Source organism: Nocardioides pacificus, assembly GCF_054775955.1.
Map to the genome: position 1 here is coordinate 675430 of NZ_BAAHCI010000005.1, position 19059 is coordinate 694488.

Annotated in this window: 14 protein-coding genes, 1 tRNA gene and 1 pseudogene; 6 read left to right on the plus strand and 10 right to left on the minus strand. The window is 71.6% G+C overall.

Annotated features, from left to right (window positions below; translation table 11 throughout):
* Positions 1–182: 182 nt before the first annotated feature.
* Positions 183–2024 (minus strand): phosphoenolpyruvate carboxykinase (GTP), encoded by a 1842-nt coding sequence (locus ACYU7L_RS05790; protein ID WP_460794366.1) that lies wholly within the window; start codon positions 2022–2024, stop codon positions 183–185.
* A 161-nt stretch (positions 2025–2185) separates the two neighbouring features.
* Between ACYU7L_RS05790 and ACYU7L_RS05795 the strand changes: the two genes are divergently transcribed.
* From ACYU7L_RS05795 to ACYU7L_RS05805, 3 genes are all read left to right on the plus strand, one after another.
* Positions 2186–2258: transfer RNA gene (locus ACYU7L_RS05795), tRNA-Arg, on the plus strand.
* Positions 2259–2506: 248 nt separating this feature from the next.
* Positions 2507–2731: a helix-turn-helix domain-containing protein gene (locus ACYU7L_RS05800; protein ID WP_460794367.1), complete on the plus strand. Its 225-nt coding sequence runs from the start codon at positions 2507–2509 to the stop codon at positions 2729–2731.
* On the plus strand, positions 2724–3968 hold the full coding sequence (locus ACYU7L_RS05805; protein WP_460794368.1) for a tyrosine-type recombinase/integrase: 1245 nt from the start codon (positions 2724–2726) through the stop codon (positions 3966–3968). The genes ACYU7L_RS05800 and ACYU7L_RS05805 overlap by 8 nt, the downstream gene beginning before the upstream one ends.
* A 65-nt stretch (positions 3969–4033) precedes the next feature.
* Here the strand turns inward: ACYU7L_RS05805 and ACYU7L_RS05810 are convergent, their stop codons facing one another.
* From ACYU7L_RS05810 to ACYU7L_RS05845, 8 genes and pseudogenes are all read right to left on the minus strand, one after another.
* Entirely contained in the window at positions 4034–4333 is a 300-nt protein-coding gene (locus ACYU7L_RS05810) for a hypothetical protein (RefSeq protein WP_460794369.1), read from the minus strand.
* A gap of 9 nt (positions 4334–4342) precedes the next feature.
* Positions 4343–5299: a hypothetical protein gene (locus tag ACYU7L_RS05815; protein ID WP_460794370.1), complete on the minus strand. Its 957-nt coding sequence runs from the start codon at positions 5297–5299 to the stop codon at positions 4343–4345.
* Between the two features lie 1324 nt (positions 5300–6623).
* Positions 6624–7640 (minus strand): annotated as a pseudogene (locus tag ACYU7L_RS05820) (molybdopterin-dependent oxidoreductase); the annotation flags it as partial.
* Positions 7641–7734: 94 nt separating this feature from the next.
* A complete protein-coding gene (locus ACYU7L_RS05825) occupies positions 7735–8103 on the minus strand; it encodes a hypothetical protein (protein ID WP_460794371.1) in 369 nt (122 codons plus the stop codon).
* A 10-nt stretch (positions 8104–8113) separates the two neighbouring features.
* On the minus strand, positions 8114–10738 hold the full coding sequence (gene acnA / locus ACYU7L_RS05830; protein WP_460794372.1) for an aconitate hydratase AcnA: 2625 nt from the start codon (positions 10736–10738) through the stop codon (positions 8114–8116).
* Positions 10735–11580, minus strand: coding sequence for a citryl-CoA lyase (locus ACYU7L_RS05835; protein WP_460794373.1), 846 nt, complete (start codon positions 11578–11580; stop codon positions 10735–10737). The genes acnA and ACYU7L_RS05835 overlap by 4 nt, the downstream gene beginning before the upstream one ends.
* Positions 11577–12782, minus strand: a complete 1206-nt coding sequence (locus ACYU7L_RS05840) for a CaiB/BaiF CoA transferase family protein (protein WP_460794375.1) — start codon at positions 12780–12782, stop codon at positions 11577–11579. The genes ACYU7L_RS05835 and ACYU7L_RS05840 overlap by 4 nt, the downstream gene beginning before the upstream one ends.
* Positions 12779–13564: an IclR family transcriptional regulator gene (locus ACYU7L_RS05845; protein ID WP_460794376.1), complete on the minus strand. Its 786-nt coding sequence runs from the start codon at positions 13562–13564 to the stop codon at positions 12779–12781. Before ACYU7L_RS05845 ends, ACYU7L_RS05840 begins: the two co-directional genes overlap by 4 nt.
* A 109-nt stretch (positions 13565–13673) precedes the next feature.
* Here ACYU7L_RS05845 and ACYU7L_RS05850 point away from each other — a divergent pair, with 109 nt between their 5' ends.
* Together ACYU7L_RS05850 and ACYU7L_RS05855 are read left to right on the plus strand one after the other, a co-directional pair.
* On the plus strand, positions 13674–15080 hold the full coding sequence (locus ACYU7L_RS05850; RefSeq protein ID WP_460794378.1) for an FAD-binding protein: 1407 nt from the start codon (positions 13674–13676) through the stop codon (positions 15078–15080).
* Positions 15077–16567, plus strand: a complete 1491-nt coding sequence (locus tag ACYU7L_RS05855) for an aldehyde dehydrogenase (RefSeq protein WP_460794379.1) — start codon at positions 15077–15079, stop codon at positions 16565–16567. Before ACYU7L_RS05850 ends, ACYU7L_RS05855 begins: the two co-directional genes overlap by 4 nt.
* A 64-nt stretch (positions 16568–16631) precedes the next feature.
* Here the strand turns inward: ACYU7L_RS05855 and ACYU7L_RS05860 are convergent, their stop codons facing one another.
* Positions 16632–17786 carry an acyl-CoA dehydrogenase family protein gene (locus ACYU7L_RS05860; RefSeq protein ID WP_460794380.1) on the minus strand — a complete coding sequence of 385 codons (1155 nt, stop codon included), beginning with the start codon at positions 17784–17786 and terminating at the stop codon, positions 16632–16634.
* 90 nt (positions 17787–17876) lie between these two features.
* Here ACYU7L_RS05860 and ACYU7L_RS05865 point away from each other — a divergent pair, with 90 nt between their 5' ends.
* Complete coding sequence (locus tag ACYU7L_RS05865; protein WP_460794381.1) at positions 17877–19058, plus strand: thiolase family protein; 1182 nt, start codon at positions 17877–17879, stop codon at positions 19056–19058.
* The last annotated feature ends 1 nt before the right edge of the window (position 19059 follow it).

The following is a 19059-nucleotide window of genomic DNA, read 5'->3' on the forward strand; positions in this document are numbered from 1 at the left end:
CGGCTGTTGTCGGCCATGAGGTACGACGGGCTGTGACCGCAGTGCCCCCTGGTGGGCTGAGGGTAGCCCGCGTCCGCGGACCCTCATATTGGATCGATCAACTGCATGTGACGTGGGTCTCACGCATGATCGGGCGCTCCTGTGGGCGCCTAGCGGAGGCGCCCTCGGCGCGCCCTGGGCGCCTAGTCGTCCTCAGCCTGGAGTGCGGCGGCGACGCGGCGGTGCGCCGCCCAGATCTCCTCGGGGAGCCGGGCGAACTGCGCCAGGTGCTGCTCGCGGAAGCCGATCTCCTGTCGCCAGCGCGCCACGTCGATCGAGAGCACCCTGTCGAGGTCGCCGGGGGCGATGTCTAGCCCCTCGAGGTCGAGCTCGTCGGCGGTCGGCAGGATGCCCACCGGAGTCTGCCGGCCCTGCACCTCCCCGTTCTTGAGGCGAAGCAGCCACAGCAGGGGGCGCAGGTTGTCGCGATAGCCGGGCCACAGGAAGTGGCCGTCGTCGGGGTCGCGCTGGAACCAGTTGACGTGCGCGAAGATCGGCTGGTCCTTCGCCGCCCGGACGATCTTCAGGTAGTGAGCGGCGTAGTCGCCCTCGTCGTAGGCCATGAAGGGGCGGTTGGACATCGGGTCGTAGCGGAGCAGCCCCTCGACGCCCTCGGCCGCCGACGTCGCCTCCGCGCCCAGCGTCAGTCCGTCGTAGACGCCCTCCGCGAGGTCGTGGATCGCGCGGATCAGCGGCTCGCGGTCACGGGTCCTGCCGCCGAAGATGATGGCGTCGATCGGCACTCCGGGAGCCGCGTCGTAGTCGGGCGCGATGTTGGGGACGTTGTCCAGGGTCGTGGTGAAGCGACTGTTGGGATGCGCCCACGGGCTGTCGTCGCCCGGATCGCGCTCGGCGATTGGCACGCCCTTCCAATCCAGCCAGCCGGTGACGTCGGCGGGCGGCTGCGGCGTGCGCCCCTCCCACCAGACCTCCTCGGTGTCGGGGTTGTAGGCGACGTTCGTGAAGATCGTGCCGGTCCCCGGCCCGACCGAGGCCAGGGCGGTGGGGTTGGTGCCCTCGTTGGTGTCCTTGGCGACGCCGAAGACGCCGTACTCGGGGTTCATGCCGAAGAGCCGACCGCTCGCCGGGTCGATCCACAGCCACGCGATGTCGTCGCCGTAGAACCACACGTCGTAGCGCTCGCCGAGACTGTCCGGCGGCAGCATCATCGCGAGGTTGGTCTTGCCCGAGGCGCTGGGGAAGCCGCCGCAGATGTGGTGGGTGCGGCCGGTCTCCTTGTCGCGGATGCCGATGAGCATGTACTGCTCGGCGAGGAAGAGCCCCGAGGCCCACCCGTCGTACGCCGCCTGGCGCAGGCCGTGGGCGATCTTGCCCAGCAGCGCGTTCCCGCCGTACGACGAGCCGAAGTGCAGGATCGTGCGCTGGTCGGCCACGGTGACGAAGTAGCGCTGGTCGTCGGGCGTGCCCTGCCCGAGGTGCTCCAGATCGCCGGTGACGTGCACGGCGCGGACGAACTGCGAGGGGTCCTCGAGTCCCTCGACGTGCTCCACGCCGACGCGCGACATCCGGATCATGTGGAGCACGACCGTGCGGGCGTCGGTGAGCTGGACGCCCGTCGCGTACGGCGCGAGCGCGTTGCCGGGCGGCGCCATCAGGTAGGGGATGACGTACATCGTCTTGCCGGCCGAGGCGCCGCGCATCCGCTCCTGGAGCAGTGGCGTCATCTCCTCGGCCGGACGCCAGTTGTTGTAGACGCCCTTGTCGTCCGCGTTGCTCGTCGCGACGACCGTGCGCTCCTCGGAGCGGGCGGTGTCCTTGTAGTAGCTGCGGGAGTAGTAGCGCCCCTCGCCGGCGGGCAGCAGCTCGCCGGCCTCCAGCGCCTCGGCGATCAGGCGCTCGTCGTCGGCGGCGCTGACCACCTCCACCCGCGCGGCGCCGGTGAGCTCGGCCCACTGGTGCACGTAGGCGCGCACCTCGGGGTTGGTCAGTCCCGCGTCATCCAGGCTTGCATCCACGTCTGCCATCGTCTGCCGCTCCCTCGGTGAAGAACCGTGCGTCTCCTTGGATGCTGCCCCATCAGCGGGCCGCTGTCAGGCGGATCACCGCGCGGGGGCGGGTCTGATTTCGGGATCTGCGGCCCGGTCGGCTATTCTCATCCAGTCCTCGCGCCGCGGTGTGGGGACGGGCGCCTGTAGCTCAACGGATAGAGCATCTGACTACGGATCAGAAGGTTTGGGGTTCGAATCCCTACAGGCGCACAGATCGGATCCACCGCATGACCTGCGCGAACGCGTCGAGAAGGGCCGCTTCCCACTGGGGAAGCGGCCCTTCTCCGTCTCAAATACCGTCTCAAAAACTCTTCGCCGGTGCGCTGTCGCCCCGGGTCGGCTTCGGACGCGTCCCCCCACCGCATCCCTCCCGGCGTCCCCCCGGAACCCGGTTGCGTCCCCCCGTATCCCCTCTCCCGGGTGATCGTCGGGGCGCCGGTGCCGTCCCTAGGTGCCACATGGAGACCATCACCCCCACCACCGCCCCCACCACGACTGCAGCCGACACCCTGCTGCTCACCCTCGACGAGGCCGCCCGCGAGCTGCGCTGCGCCCGGCGCAGCGTCGAGCGGCAGGTCGCTCGGCACGGGCTCACCGTCGTGCACGTCGGCCGCTCGGTCCGCGTCGAGCGCCGCGAGCTCGAACGGTTCATTGCCCAGATGCGCGACACTCGACATGGGTAGGCCGCGCAAGTCCGCCGAGCTGACCAGCCCCAGCATCTACCGCGGCGCCGACGGCCACTGGCACGCCCGCGTCACCCTGGGCCGTCGACCCGACGGCACCACCGACCGCCGGCACGTCCAGCGCCGCACCAAGGCCGAGCTCCGCGAGGCGGTCCGCGCGCTCGAGCTCCGACGCGATACCCAGGGGCACACCTGGACCCAGGGCGACCCGACCCTGGGAGCCTGGCTCGAGCACTGGCTGGAGGCGATCCTGCCGATGACCGTGCGCTGGAAGACGTTGTCCACCTACCGCAGCCAGATGCGACTCCACGTGCAGCCGACGCTGGGCGGCTGGCGGATGAGCGAGATCCAGCCCGAGCACCTCGAGGAGCACTACCGCCGGATGCAGGCGGAGGGGCACTCCACCCACACCATCCGCGCCGTTCACCGCGTGCTGCGCTCCGCACTCAACGAGGCCGTCCGCCGTCGTCGCCTCGTCGGCAACCCCGCCCTCATCGCCCGCCCGCCCCGAGCCGTGGACGTCGAGGTCGATCCCCTCTCCATCGAGGAGAGTCGCCGTGTCCTCACCGCCGCCCAGACCACGCTCCATCCCGCCCGCTGGTCCATCGCCCTCTCCCTCGGCCTGCGCCAGGGCGAGGCGCTCGGACTGGTCTGGGACGACGTCGACCTCGATGACGGCGTCCTGCGGGTGCGCCGCTCGACCCAACGCCGCACCTGGGAGCACGGCTGCGCCGTCGTCGAGAACATCCCCTTCTGTGGTCACCGGCGCGGCGCCGAGTGCGAGCGCCGCATCGGTGGAGGTCTGCTCCTCGTCGAGCCCAAGACGAAGGCCTCCAAGCGCACGATCGTCCTTCCGGGACCGCTCGTCGACGAGCTGCGCAGCCATCGCGCAGGAGTCATCCGCCGGCGCCTCGCGGCCGGCGAAGCCTGGGACAGCACCCACGACCTGGTCTTCCCCGCCACCGACGGTGGACTGATCGACCCGGCCCGCGACCGCATCGAATGGCATGCCCTCTTGAAGCGAGCCGGCGTCCGCCAGGTCCGCCTGCACGACGCCCGCCACACCGCCGCGACCCTGCTCCTGCTCCAGAACGTCGACATCCGCACGCTCATGTCGATCATGGGCTGGACCGAGATGGCCACCGCCCAGCGCTACACCCACGCCGTCGACGAGTTGCGCCGGCGCGCGGCCCGCCAGATGGGCGCCCTGCTGTGGGACGAACAGGTTGGCGGGTGACTCGCCAGCTGCTCCTGACGACGGAGGCCGGCATACCGCCCACTGTGACGTAGATGGAATCTGCTTCAACCGAGGCGACGGTTCGCTTCGTACAGGTAGTAGAACTCGCTCGCCTTCGACCCCGCCTGCCCCTCACGTTGAGCGCGAATCGCTTCGAGCGCTACCGTCGCAGCCCCACCTCCCGCCGTGGCGATTAGGCCCGTCGTGAGGGCGTCTAGGGCCGTCGCGCTCGCGACCGTGATGTAGGTGCCTGCGGTCCAGCTGCTGAAGTCGCGTATCCGCTCCACGCTCAAGGTGCGCGCGAGTTCCCGCACCAGCCCGTGGTCCGCCATTTCGTCCTCCAGTCCCAGCAGGACAGGCTTCACCGTCTCGATCTACAGCTGCTCGACCTCGAAGTCAAGGTTCTCCCCTACAACCTGCGGCATGTCCTTCGAGAACCGAGCGACGGCGCCTCGATAGCGGGCCAGCGGCAGCGCCAACTCCTTCCGCATGTCCAACAGTTCGTCCATTTTGGCAGTTGGAAACGCGGGCAGGCGCTCGGTGAATCCCGCGCCGAGGGCTGCCTGCGCCGCAAGGCGCAAGCCCTGCGGGTTGGCCGGAATCATCCTTCCTTCCAGCATCGACTGGATGATCCCGCCAGCCTGCCGGTCGAATAGGAGCCGTGTCTTCTTGTCCGTCAACCGCGCGACGAGCGCATCGATCCAGTTCCACAATTGGACGTCGGTGTTGTCGGTCGGGTCGAGGTCCATTGGGCGCAATGTTGAAGAAGGGGACGCGCCGAGGTCGGCAATCTTGATCGACCCGCTCCTGATCGCGGTCACCAATTCGGTCGCCCCCTGCTCGTCCAGCAGGTTGGTGAGGGTCGCCTGCATCTCGCGGCCGTGCTCGGCGGCCAATTCTTGCAGCTCCCGCAGTTGGTCGGCGCCTTCGACGCCCAAGGCCTCAAGAGCTTCAGGCGGCACAGACAGTGCCGCCTCCATCGTCTGGCGCCAGTCCAGCGGCAGCGTCGCTTCGGAGCCGTCTCGGGTCGCCAGGTAGTTGATCGTGTCGTCGTCCAGTGAGGCGAGCAGCCCGTATCCCCCCAGTTCCCCAGCGTCGATGACTTGCCGCAGTTCGTCGAATATTGACACCCCGAGGCTCACCAACTCGACCTCGTCGGCGTAGAGCAGCGCGGCCTTAGTCAACTCTGTGTCTTGATCGAGAGGCCGGCGATCCCCAGCCCCGCTCTGTGGCGTCGTTGCGATGGCGACTTTGATCGGCGACTCACTCAGAGTCTCTTTCGCGCGCCTGCGCTCTCGGCGCGGCTCGCGGCGCTTGCGGTCTCTGCCCATGCGTCCAGTCTGCTGGGCGCCGCCGACATCTGGCGGGATCCCGAGCACATGCCCAAGTCCCATGTAGCCCATACCATCGCCACCGCCTATGAGCGACCTGGCGGTTTTTGTTCAGCTGGGGGGCGCAGAGTTGCAGGCGGTGGCCGTTCCACGTCCGGAGTCAGTTCACGCGTGATCAACCGTAGCGCGTTGCGCACCGGTAGCCATTCATAGGCCGAGAGGTTGCCGTTGGCGCGACGGCGTTCTAGGTGCGCGAGCAGCTTGCCGACTGCTTGTGGGTCATTGCGGATTGTGCGGAGTGCCTGCTCGATCGAAGGGGCGGCCCTCTTCGGTTCTGGACCAGTGGACGGCATTGGATCGCTGGATGTCGTTGTGGCGTCGGGTGGCTGGGCTCCGGCACGAGTGCGGGGGATCTCGACGATCCGGATCTCGATCGCGCCTTTGCGCGCTCCGAGTCGCTGGAGAGCGGCGTCGTTGCGGCACCGTGTGGAGCACCAGACGGGCCGTCGTCCGACGCCGCGGTAGACGACCACGCCGCCGCAGTTCGGGCACGTGCTTGCCTCATCCGGCGAAGGGTCGCGGTCGACCATGTGGCACCTCGTCAGGCGGGGGGACGGGGCAGGGGGCATGCCCTTGATTCGCACAATCGAAACAAGCGCGTACCGGGAATGCAAGAGGTGTGTGGCACTTCGACCTTCTCGAATGTAGCGGGGGATGAGAATCGGCGGTGACGCTCGGCGACGTCGGCACACACTGGTGCGTGGTGAGCCTGTCGAGGTGTATGGCGCGGGGCTCTCGGGAGTCGGCGGATTGTTGCTGCGAGCACATGGGTCTGTGTCCTGACAGAGAGCCCTCCGGGTGTCGCCAGCCACGACGGCCGCGGCCGGTCCGATGAGGAGGCTTGTGATGGCAGCGTTGTTCGACCGGGCTGCCGGTCTGGATGTCGGGAAGGCGTCGGTGTCGGTGTCGGGAGGAGGTGCACCGGGTTGTACGACGGGGCAAGGGTGTCGGTCCGTCGACCGACCGTGTTCATCGTCTCCTTGTTGCGGCGGACGACGAGCCGGAAGGGCCGCCCGGCGGGGGAGTCCGCGGCCGCGTGCATCGTCGAGATCTCGGCGGCGACGTCCGGGGGGCACAGGTCGAAGCGCTCCCCCCTCGCCCGGCAGGACCGTCACGGGCTCCAGGTCGGTGCGCAGCACGCCGTGCGGGTGCTGACGGACATCCTCGAACGGGATCCGCGACCGGTTGCCGAAGGACGACAGCAGCGCCTCCGCGTCGGGCACGGGGTCGTCCGGCCCCCAGACGCGGGAGCTGATGCGCAGGGTCAGGCCCATGGCCTGGCCGAGCCGGAGCCAGAACTCCCAGTCCTCGACGACCCCGGGAGGGCGGGGGAGGACCGGTCGGTCCACTGCCCGAAGTCCTCGCTGAACCAACTCTCGTTGGGCCGGGTGTGATCGGCGCGCTCGAGCCCGAGCGCGGGCGCGACGACGTAGTCGGCGAGCCGGGCGGTCTCGCTGGGGTAGGGATCGACGGTCACCAGCAGCTCCAGGGAGCGCAGGGCCTCGACGGTGCGGGCCTGGTCGGGGATGCAGGAGGTTGCCCCCGCACACCACAAGCGCGCGGACGCGGTCGGGCCCCGCCTGCAGGATCTCGTCGGGAAGGATGCCGGTCGGCAGCGGGTTGCCGTAGAGCATCCCGTGCCCGCCGACCTGGCTCCGGAGGCCGCTCTCCCACGGCCGGGACGGCGCGCGCACCCCGGTGCTGCCCGGCTTCGGCCCCCGAGCAGCGTCCTGCCCGCGGCCCGGTCGCCGGCTCGGGGGAAGCGTCCGCAGACCAAGTTGAGCGCTTGCAGCAGGTGCTCGGCGAGGTTGGACTCCGGACCCATGTTGGCGCCCGTCCCCGACGTCGCCATGCCCTGGGTCGCGGTGCCGAAGGCGCGGGCCGCCGCAGCCAGCTGCTCGACGGGTACGCCGGTGACCGCCGCGACCCGGCCCGGTGTTGCCGGGTCGACCGCGAGCCGCAGGTCGTCGAGCCCGTCGACGAACCGGGCGCAGAAGTCGGCGTCGTGCCAGTCCCGCTCGAGGCTCTCGCGCTGCAGCCCGGCGTACAGCATCGCGTCGGTGCCGGGGACCGGGCGCAGGTGGAGGTCGGCGCGGGTGGCCGTCTCGGTCCGCCGCGGGCCGACCACGATGAAGGCCATCCCGGCGGCCTGCGCGTCTCGGAGCCGGCGGGGTCCTCCGTGCACCGGGAACCCGCTGACCTCGCCACCCTGCATCGACACGAGCGGGTTCGAGCCGGCCAGCAGCCAGACGTCGGAGTCCTCGAACCGCTGCCGACCGCCGCGCCACGATCCGAGCCGCTCGGCGGCGACGAACTTGGCGGACTGGTTGACGGTGTTGGTCGAAGAAGTACTTGTGCGTGCCCAGGGCGCGCTGCTAGGCCGTCGCGAAGGGGAAGGTGAGCGTCGAGGTGTAGGACTGGGTCCCGACGAAGAACGCCACCGCGTCGGGCCCGTGGTCGTCCACGATCGCGCGCAGGCGCTCGGCGACCTCCTCGACCACGAGACCGAGCTCCCTGGGTTCCAGCTCGCCGTCCGGTTTCCGACGCTGACTGGTCAGGAACCGGTCGGGCGCGTGGTGGAGCTCGCCCGAGTGTCGGCCCTTGGGGCAGGTGAAGCCGCTGCTGAGCGCGTTGTCGCGGTCACCCTGGACGCGGGTGACGCGGCCGTCTACGACGGTGACGCGGATGCCGCACAGGCCCGAGCAGATCCGGCAGTACGACGTCACCGTCGTGGGAGTACTCATCGCCCAATCATCACACTGTTCTAACTGATTGGCGACCGTGGGCGGTCTCGACCAGGTGGGGGAGGACGCCGCCGGCGCGCAGCCAGGCCGCCTCGACGGGGGTGTCCACGCGGATCCGGGCCTCGTGGCACGCCACCTCGTGACCGTCGCGCCGGAGCACCACGGTCACCATGCCGCGCGGACCCGCCTCCAGACCCGCGGCCACGTCGAGGAGGTCGAGGTGCTCGCTGCCGTCGAGCTCGGGCGCGCTCCACTCGAGGGGCAGCACGCCCATCGCCACCAGGTTGGTGCGGTGGATGCGCTCGAACCCTGCCGCGAGGACCGCCCGGACGCCGAGGAGGCGGGTGACCTTGGCGGCCCAGTCCCGGGCGGAGCCCGCGCCGTACGAGTGCCCGGCGACGACGACGGCCGGGACGCCGGACGCCGCCAGGGTCGCGGCCGCCTCGTGGACCGGGACCGGCTCGGCGTCCGAGCTCACGCGGGTCCAGCCGCCGGGGTGGTCGGGGGTCAGTCGGTTCGCCAGCCGCGGGTTCGCGAAGCCGCCCCGGAGCATGACGTCGTGGTTGAGGCGCCGGGAGCTGAACGTGCCCAGCTCGCTGGGTGCCACGCCGCGGTCCAGCAGCCAGCGGCCCGCGGCGGAAGCGGGATCGATCCGGGCCACCGGCGAGATGTCGTCGGTGGTCACCGCGTCGCCGAGGACCAGCAGCGGCCGGGCGCCCAGGATGTCGCCGACCGCCACCGGGGTGCGGAGCTCCTGGTCGGCGAAGGGCGGGCGGCGGATCGACCCCGTCTCGCCCTCCCAGTCGTACGACGGGGCCGCGGGCCGGTCGAGCGCCTCCCACCGGGCGGTCGTGAGCGTCATGGCGCCACTGCGGCCGAGGGTCTCGTGCTCGTGGGCGCCCAGGATCTCGTCGACCTCGTCCTCCGACGGCCACAGGTCGGCGAGCCGGACCGGCCGCCCGTCCCGGTCGGTGCCGAGCGGGTCGGTGGACAGGTCGGTGGTGACGGTCCCGGCGAGGGCCAGCGCGACGACGACGGGTGGGGAGGCCAGGTAGGAGTGCGTGACGTCCGGATGGATGCGCCCGGCGAAGTTGCGGTTGCCCGACAGCACCGCGGCGACCCGGGCGCCGGTGCGCCGTACCTCGTCCGAGACGCCGGTTGCCAGCGGCCCGGAGTTGCCCATGCAGGTGCCGCAGCCGAAGCCCGCGACCTGGAACCCCAGCTCGTCCAGCGCGTCCTGCAGGCCGCTGCTCCGGAGCAGCTCCGCAGCCGTGCGGGAGCCGGGGGTGAGTGACGTCTTGGTCCAGGCCGGCGGTCGCAGGCCGAGCTCGACGGCCCGCCGGGCGACCAGTCCGGCCGTCACCATGGCCCGCGGGTTCGAGGTGTTCGTGCAACTCGTGATGGCGGCGATGGCGACAGCGCCTGCCGGGAGCGTCGAGTCGGCGGCGGCCTCGCCGGGAGCGGAGCCGGGCAGCTCCGGCAGCCCGAGAGCATCGTGCGGCCGGCCGGGCCCCGCGACCGTCCGGACGACCGTGCCGAGGTCCACGGTGACCAGGTCGTCGTACGCCGGGGGCCGGGCCGTCGGGTCGTGCAGCATCCCCTGCGCGGTGAGGTAGGTCCGGGTGAGGTCGACCGCCGAGGCGCTCCGGCCGGTGGCGGCGAGGTAGTCGAGGGTCCGCCCGTCAGGTGGGAAGTACGCCATGGTCGCGCCGTACTCGGGCGCCATGTTGGCGACCGTCGCCCGGTCCGGGACGCTGAGCCCGGCGAGGCCCGGGCCGTGGAACTCCAACATCCGCTGGACCACGCCGAGGCCGCGGAGCAGGGCGGCCAGGTGCAGGGCGAGGTCGGTGGCGAGCACCCCGTCCGCCAGGCGACCGTCGAGTCGGACGCCGACGACCTCGGGGACGGGGATCGCCAGCGGCTGTCCCAGCGCGGCCGACGTCGCCTCGATGCCGCCGACGCCCCATCCGACCACGCCGAGCGCGTTGATCATCGTGGTGTGGCTGTCCGTGCCGACCAGGGTGTCCGGCACGACCAGCCGCCGGCCGTCGGGGAGCGATCCCTCCGGGTCGGGCAGCGCCACGTGCGCTAGGACCTCCAGGTTGAGCTGGTGGCAGATCCCGATCCCGGGCGGGACGACGCGCAGGCCGGGCAGCCGGTCCTGGGCCCAGCGCAGGAAGCGGTAGCGGGCGTCGTGGCGGGCGTACTCGAGGTCCAGGTTCGCGACCTCCGCAGCGGACGTGCCGGCGACGTCGACCTCGATCGCGTGGTCGACCACGAGGTCGAGGGGGCGCCGGGGCGCCAGCGCGGCCGGGTCGATCCCGAGCTCGTCCGCGACCTCCTGGAGCGTCACCATGTCGGCGAGCACGGGGAGCCCGGAGGCGTCCTGCAGCAGGATCCGGACGGGCGTGAAGGGGATCGACGCGCCGTGCTCGCGGGTGGCGAGCCGTCGTACGTGGTCCGCGGTGACGGTCTGCCCGTCCTCGTGCCGCAGGAGGTTCTCCGCCAGCACCCGCAGGCACGACGGCAGCGTGTCGACGGGGCCCGCGCCGCCGGCCCGGGCGGCGGCCAGGCTGACGTAGGCGACGCCCGGATGGCCGGGCAGGTCGCGCACGGAGTCGAAGGAGTCGGTCATCGGGCCTCGGGCACGGTCCGGGCCGGCGCCCCGTCGTACGACGGGAGCAGCGGCGGTGGCAGCGGCCCCTTGATCCGGGTGCCGGCCTGCGACTCCTCCCACGAGTGGGCGAGGATCCCGACCGAGCGGGACAGGATGAAGAGACCCCGGCCGAGCGCGGGCGGGAACCCGAGCTCCGCGTAGATGACGGCCGTCGCGCCGTCGATGTTCATGGGCACCGGGCGGCGTCGTCCGCTGGCCAGCTGATGCTCGATCTCGAGGGCGACCTCCAGGTGCCGGCCGGGGACGGTGCCGGTGCGCACGTGCTCAGCGACGAGCTCGAGCAGCGGGTCGCGGCGGGGATCGCGGGGGTGAAAGCGGTGACCGAACCCGGGCACGTAGGCCTTCCGCCCGCGGAGATCGAGGAGCCGATCGGACACCGCCTCCTCGACGGAGCTCTCGGCGCTGGCCGCCAGCAGGTCCTCCAGCAGCTCCATGCACTGCTGCCCCGCGCCGCCGTGCACGTCGCCGAGGAGGCCGACACCCGTCGACATCGCGCCGTGCAGGCCGACCCCGCAGGAGGCGGCCATCCTCGCCGCCGCGATCGACGGTGCCTGCGGCCCGTGGTCGACGGCGGCGACGAGCGCCTTCTCGAGCAGCTCGGCCTGGCCGGGCGTCGGCAGCTCGCCGCGGACCATCAGCCAGGTCGTGTCCACGAAGCTGGCGCCTCGGATCAGCTGCTCGACGGGGTAGCCGCGCAGGCGGATCTCGCCCGGCACGATGTCGGAGACCGCGGTCGTCCACCAGTCGGTGACGTCACGGGTCGTCGTGGCGTCGAGCGCCTCGCTGCGCGGATCGCTCATACGGCGCCCTCCTCCCGGAGTCGGGCGACCTCGGCCGCGGTGAAGCCGGCCTCGGCCAGCACGACGTCGGTGTGCTCGCCCAGCCGGGGCGGGGGGCTGGTCGGGCCGGCGGCCGCGCCGTCGATCCGGGTGGGGAGACCCAGCACCCGGACCTCGCCCCCGCCTGCCGACGGGGAGGGCAGGTCGTTGACCAGCCCGCGGTGCCGGACCTGGGCCGAGCGGAGGGCGTCGGGCACCCCGACGACCGGGGCGGCCGGCACGCCCGTGGCCAGGAACACCTCGTCCCACTCGGTGGCCGAGCGGGTGCCCAGCGACTTCTCCAGCTCCTCGCGCAGCTCGTGCCGATGCCTCTTGCGGTCGTCGCGGGTCCGGAAGCGGGGGTCGACGAGCAGCTCGGGCCGGTCCAGGACGCCGCAGAGCTCGACGTACTGCTCCTGCTTGTTGGCGGCGATGTTGAGGGCGCCGTCGGCCGTCGCGAAGGTCCCGCTCGGCGCGGAGGTGGTGTTCTCGTTGCCCATCGGGACGGGTGTCCGCCCCGTGGTCAGGTGGTCGGAGACGACCCAGCCCATCGAGGTCAGTGCGGCGTCGAGCATCGACACGTCGAGCTGGGCGCCGCGGCCGGTCCGGGCCTTGCGGACGAGGGCGGAGGAGATCGCGAACGCGGCCGCCAGGCCGCCGAAGCTGTCGCACACCGGGAACCCGACGCGGAGCGGGGCGGTGTCGGCGCTCCCGGTGACGCTCATGATCCCGGAGAGGCCCTGGATGACCTGGTCGTACGCCGGCCGGGTGCGCATCGGCCCGTCCGCGCCGAAGCCGGAGATGGCGCAGTAGACCAGGCCGGGATTCAGCTCCTGGAGCCGCTCCCAGCCGAAGCCGAGCCGGTCCATGACCCCGGGGCGGAAGTTCTCCAGGAGTACGTCGGCGTCGGCCACGAGTCGCTCGAAGACCGCCTGCCCGCCGGGGGACTTCAGGTCGACGGTCACCGATCGCTTGGCCGAGTTCTGGGCCAGGAACGAGGCGCCGAGGTGCTCCGAGCTCAGCACCGGGTCGGCCCCCAGCTGCCGCGCGAGGTCGCCGCCGTGCGGCGTCTCGACCTTGATGACGTCAGCCCCCACCAGCGCGAGCTGGTAGCCGGCGAACGGCCCCGCGAGGACGTTGGTCAGGTCGAGCACGCGGACGCCCTCGAGAAGATCGGCGCTCACAGCAGTACCTCGACCGGACCGAGCCCCGCCGAGCTGATCCGCGCGGCACCGGCGGTGACCAGGTCGACGTACGTCCCTACCCGATCCGGGGTGAAGCGGGAGGTCGGCCCACTCACCGACAGGGCCGCGAGAACCCGTCCCTCGGCGGTCACGATCGGGGCCGCGACGGCGGACGCGCCGAGCTCGCGCTCGCCGTGCGTCACCGCGAAACCGGCACCCTCGATCCCGCGGAGCTCGGCACGCAGCGCGTCGACCTCGCTGCCGGCCTGGTGGGCGACGGCGGTCACGACGTGGTCGGGGGCCCCGGTCAGCAGGACCTTGGCCGCGGCGCCCGCAGCCAGGTCGTAGGGCACGCCCACCTCGACGACGCTGCGGACGGTGGCCGTGCCCTCGACCTGGGCGATGGCGACGCGGCCCAGGTCCTGGCGCACGTAGACGTTCACCGTCTCGCCGCAGCTGTCGACGAGCGTGCGCATGTGCCCGGTCGCCTCCTCGCCGACCTGCCACAGGGCGCCGGCCAGGCCGACCCAGCGCAGGAACCCGGCGCCCAGCCCGTAGGTCGCCTCCCCCCGCAGGTCGGCGACCAGGTCGAGGCCGGACAGGGTCGCGAGCAGGCGCACGACCGTCGTCTTGGGCAGCCCGGTGGCCTCGACGATGTCGCGCAGGGTCCGCGTCGGGTGGTTCTGGTCGAAGAGGCGGAGCACGTCGGCCGCTCGGGCGACGCTCCGGATCGCGGGGTCCGCTGCGACGGACGTCTCGGTGACGTGGGGTGCGGGAGCCATGGCTCGCACTGTAGACCACTAGATGGCTTTAGCAAACCACTAAATGGTTTGACGCGGATGGGAGCGCGTGGTTGTATCCTCATAATCAGTCAACTGATTCGGAGGCGTGATGACGGTGGACGAGGTCGACCTGGTGGTCGTGGGATGCGGCGCCGGGGGGCTGGCGACGGCGACGCAGTTCCTGCAGGACCGTCCGGGCGGACGGGTGGTCGTCCTCGAGCGCACCACCCGGGAGCAGCGCGGCGGCAACACGGCCTGGACGGGGTCGTTCTTCCGCCTCGACCCGGACGGGGCTCCGGCGCCGGACTTCACCGATCGGATGACCGAGCTGAGCGACGGCCTCACCGACCCGGCGATCATCGCCCGCCTGGCCGAGCTGGCGCAGCCCACGATGGCCTGGTTGCGCGAGAACGGCGTCGCCACCACGTCAGGCAGCACCTACTTCCTGACCTCGAAGGGGCCGCGGCTGATGCCCGAGGGCGGCGGTGCCGCGATCGTGGAGCAGCTCGCCCGGCGGGTCGAGGAGTGCGGCGGGGTGATCGAGTACGGCGTCACCGCCGAGCGCCTGGTCCAGGACGCCGACGGCGCCGTCGTCGGTCTCGAAGGCGTGGACGCCGACGGACGGCCGCGGGCCTGGACGGCCGGCACCGTCGTGCTCGCCTGCGGGGGGTTCGAGGGCAGCACTGAGATGCTGCAGGAGCACCTGGGCGAGCGTGGCGAGGAGCTGGCGCCCATCGCGCCGGGCGGCCGGGCCAACCGGGGCGAGGGCATCCGGATGGGGATCGCCGCCGGGGCCGGCACCGACGGTCAGTTCGACCGCTTCCACGGTGAGCCGGTCGACCCGCGCAGTCGCAACGCCGAGGCCCTCGTGATGGTCTACCCGTACGGCATCCTCGTCGACCACCGCGGTCAGCGGTTCCTCGACGAGGGGGCGGACACTCCGGACAACACCTTCGAGGCGGTGGCCTACAAGATCTGGCGCGACGCCGACCAGTTCGCCTACGTCATCGCGGACCAGAAGCTCGTGACCCAGCAGATCGCACGGGCCGTCCTCACCGACCGCGAGCCCGAGTCGGCGCCCACCCTCGAGGCGCTCGCCACCCGTCTGGGCATCGACGGCGAGGCGCTGGCCGCCACCGTCGCGACCTATAATGCCGCGGCCGTCCCCGGTCCCCTCGACGTCACGGAGGTGGACGGCGTCGCCACCGCCGGCCTCGAACCGCCGAAGTCCAACTGGGCCCGGCCGATCGACGCGCCGCCGTACGTCGCCTGGCCGGTGACCTGCGCGATCACCTTCACCTTCGGTGGGCTGCTCACCGACGCCGAGGCGCGCGTCCTTCGCCCCGACGGGACCCCGCTCGACGGCCTGTACGCCGTCGGCGAGACCGCAGGCATTTACCACCACAAGTACCCCGGCGCGACGTCGGTGCTGAGGGCGCTGGCCTTCGGTCGGGTCGCCGGCAGCACGGCGGCGACCCGGGCGGCGGCCACCCGGACCGAGGGAGCCACGCGATGACCGCCGAGACCGAGCACTACCTGATGCTGATCGGCGGGGAGTGGGTCCCTGCGGAGGACGGCTCGACCTTCGCCTCGATCAACCCGTTCGACGGTCGCGAGTGGGCCGATGCGCCGAGCGCGACGCCTGCTGACGTCGACCGCGCCGTGCAGGCCGCGCGGACCGCGTTCGAGGAGGGTCCGTGGGCGGCGTCGACGCCACGGCAGCGGGCGACGTGCCTCCGCACGCTCGGTGACCTGATCAAGGCCAACGCCGACGAGCTCGCGCGCATCCAGGTGCTGGAGAACGGCAAGCTGATTCGCGAGGTCGCCGGGCAGACGCTCGCGCTGGCCGATCACTGCTACTTCTACGCCGGCGTCGCGGAGGCACCGACCGGCGAGACGCTCGCCAGCAGCGTGCCGAACATGCAGGTGTTCACGGTGCGCGAGCCGATCGGCGTCATCGCGGCCATCACGCCGTGGAACAGCCCGCTCGCGCTGCTGCTCTGGAAGCTGTGCCCCGCCCTCGCGGCCGGCAACACCGTCGTCGTGAAGCCCTCGGAGGTCACTCCGGTCTCGACCCTGGCCCTCGCCCGACTGATCCAGGAGGCCGGCTTCCCCGACGGCGTCGTCAACGTGGTGACCGGGGCGGGTCCGGTCGGCGCGGCGCTCGCCGAGCACCGCGGCGTCGACAAGATCGCGTTCACGGGGTCCACCCACGTGGGCAAGATGATCGCGGTCACCGCGGCCGAGCGGCTCGCCCGGGTCTCCCTCGAGCTGGGCGGCAAGTCGCCCAACATCGTCTTCCCGGACGCCGACCTGACGAACGCCGTCAACGGGGTCGTCGCCGGCATCTTCGCCGCGACGGGGCAGACCTGCATGGCGGGATCCCGGGTGCTCGTGCACCAGGACGTGTACGACGAGTTCAGCGCCGCGCTCGCGGAGCGCACCGACCGGATCCGCCTCGGCGACCCGCTCGACGCGGAGACCGAGATGGGCACCGTCGCCTCGGCGGCCCAGCACCGCAAGGTGCTCGACTACATCGAGATCGCCAAGGGCGAGGGCGCGACGCTCGCGGCGGGAGGCGTGCGGCCGACCGAGCCGGGGCTGGCGCAGGGACTCTTCGTGCGGCCCACGGTCTTCACGGGGGTCACCAACGAGATGCGGATCGCGCGCGAGGAGGTGTTCGGTCCGGTCGCCGTGGTGATTCCCTTCGTCGACGAGGACGACGCCGTCCGCATCGCCAACGACACCTCGTTCGGGCTCGCGGCGGGCGTGTGGACCTCGGACGTCGGCCGGGCGCACCGCATGGTGCGGCGGCTGAGGGCGGGGACGGTCTGGGTGAACAACTACCGCAAGACCAACTACGTCGCACCGTTCGGCGGGTTCAAGGAGAGCGGCCTGGGCCGGGAGAACGGCTCGCACGCGATCGACGAGTACACCGAGGTCAAGACGGTGTGGATCGACACCGGCAACGTCATCACCGACCCGTTCAACCCGCGCGCCTGAGCGGGGCGAAGGACGGCAGAAGGGGGCGTCACCGCACGGTGACGCCCCCTTCTGCCGTGTGCGATCAGCGGCGACCGGTGAGCTCGCGGCCGATGATCTGCCGCATGATCTGGTTGGTCCCGCCGTAGATCTTCTGGACCCGCGCGTCCAGGTAGGCCCGGGCGATGGGGTACTCCATCATCCAGCCGTAGCCGCCGTGCAGCTGCAGGCAGCGGTCCACCACCTTGTTCTGGACCTCGGTCGACCACAGCTTGGCCTTGGCCGCGTCGACGGCCGAGAGGTTGCCCTCGTTGTAGGCGAGGACGCACTTGTCGACGTACGCGCGGGTCACGTCGAGCTCGGTCGCCATGTCGGCCAGCACGAAGCGGCTGTTCTGGAAGTCGGCGATCGGCTGGCCGAACGCCTCGCGCTCGTTGGTGTAGTCGAGCGTCCAGCGCAGGGCGGCGTCGGCCGCGGCCAGGGCCATCGCCGCGATGGACAGCCGCTCCAGCGGCAGGTGGTGCATGAGCTGGCGGAAGCCGCCGCCGACGGAGCCGAGGACGTTGTCCTCGGGCACGAAGACGTCCTCGAAGAACAGCTCGGCGGTGTCCTGGGCCTTCAGGCCGAGCTTGTCCAGCTTCCGACCGCGGCTGAAGCCCGGCATTCCGTCCTCGACGACGAGGAGTGTGAACGCGTCGGTGCCACCCGCGGGATCGGTCTTGGTGACCACGACGACGTAGTCCGACTGGATCCCGCTGGTGATGAAGGTCTTCGAGCCGTTGACCTTCCAGCCCCCGTCGACCTTGACGCCGCTGGTGCGGATGCCTTTGAGATCGCTGCCGGTGCCAGGCTCGGTCATCGCGACGGCCATGATCTTGCGGCCCGCGCACATGTCGGGCAGCCACCGCTGCTTCTGCTCGGCGGTGCCGAGGTCGGCGACGTACGGGATCAGGATGTCGTCCTGCAGGCCGAAGCTCGAGCCCAGCGACGCCGCGCCCACCCGCGAGAGCTCCTCACAGACGATCATCCGGTAGCGGAAGTCGCCCAGCCCGGGCCCGCCGTACTCCTCGGGGCCGGAGAGGCCGACGACGCCCTGCTCGCCGGCGGCGATCCAGACGTCCCGGCCGGTCGAGCGCTGCTCGTCCCATTCCTCGAGGTGCGGCTCCACCTCGCGGCGGACGAACTCGCCGACCACCTTGCGGAACTGCTCGTGGTCCTCGGTGTACAGGCCACGGTCCATGGGTCACCTCACGTTGTCGGGCTTCGGGGTCCGTGTCATAGTAAGGGTTCAATCAGTAAACTGATAACCCTCGTCCAAGGAAGTCTCCTCATGGCCACAGCCGTCATCGTCGACATCGTCCGCACCGCCTCGGGCAAGGGGAAGCCGGGCGGCGCGCTGTCCGGGACGCACCCCGCAGTCCTGCTCTCCCAGACCCTGCGCCAGCTGGTCGACCGCAACGGCCTCGACCCCGCCCTCGTCGAGGACGTCATCGCGGGCTGCGTGGGTCAGGTCGGCGACCAGGGCCTCAACATCGCGCGCACCGCGCTCCTGCACGCAGGCTTCCCGGAGTCGGTGCCCGGCACCACGATCGATCGCCAGTGTGGGTCGTCCCAGCAGGCCGCCCACTTCGCGGCCCAGGCCGTGATCGCCGGCGCGCAGGACGTCGTGATCGCCTGCGGCGTGGAGTCGATGAGCCGGGTCCCGATGGGCGCCGCGGTCACCCCCGGGTCCAACCCGCACGCGCCGCTCGCCGAGCGCTACCCCGAGGGCCTCGCCCACCAGGGCATCGGCGCCGAGCTGATCGCCGCCCGCTGGAAGCTCGACCGCGAGGAGCTCGACGCCTTCTCCGCCCGCTCGCACGAGCGGGCCGCGGCGTTCGCCGCCGAGGGGGGCTTCGCGAACGAGCTGGTCCCGGTCACCCTCGCGGACGGGACGACGCACACCGTCGACGAGACCGTGCGGGCCAGCACCACGGCCGAGGGCCTCGCCGGCCTAAACGCGGCCTTCTACGACGAGGGCTTCGCGGCGCGGTTCCCGGAGATCCAGTGGCGGATCACGCCCGGCAACTCCTCGCCGCTGACCGACGGCGCGTCGGCCGCGCTCATCATGAGCGAGGAGAAGGCGCTCGCCCTCGGCCTCACCCCCCGGGCCCGCTTCCACACCTTCGCGGTGACCGGGTCCGACCCGCTGGTGATGCTGGACGGCGTCATCCCGGCCACCCACCAGGCGCTCGCCAAGTCAGGGCTGACGATCGACGAGATCGACGCCTACGAGGTCAACGAGGCCTTCGCTCCGGTCCCACTCGCCTGGGCCCGCGAGTTCAACGCCGACCAGGCCAAGCTCAACGCGCGCGGCGGGGCGATCGCCCTCGGTCACCCGCTCGGCGGCTCGGGCACGCGCATCCTGGCGACCCTGCTCAACCACCTCGAGGCGACGGGCGGCCGCTTCGGCCTCCAGACCATGTGCGAGGGCGGCGGCATGGCCAACGCCACCATCATCGAGAAGCTCTGAC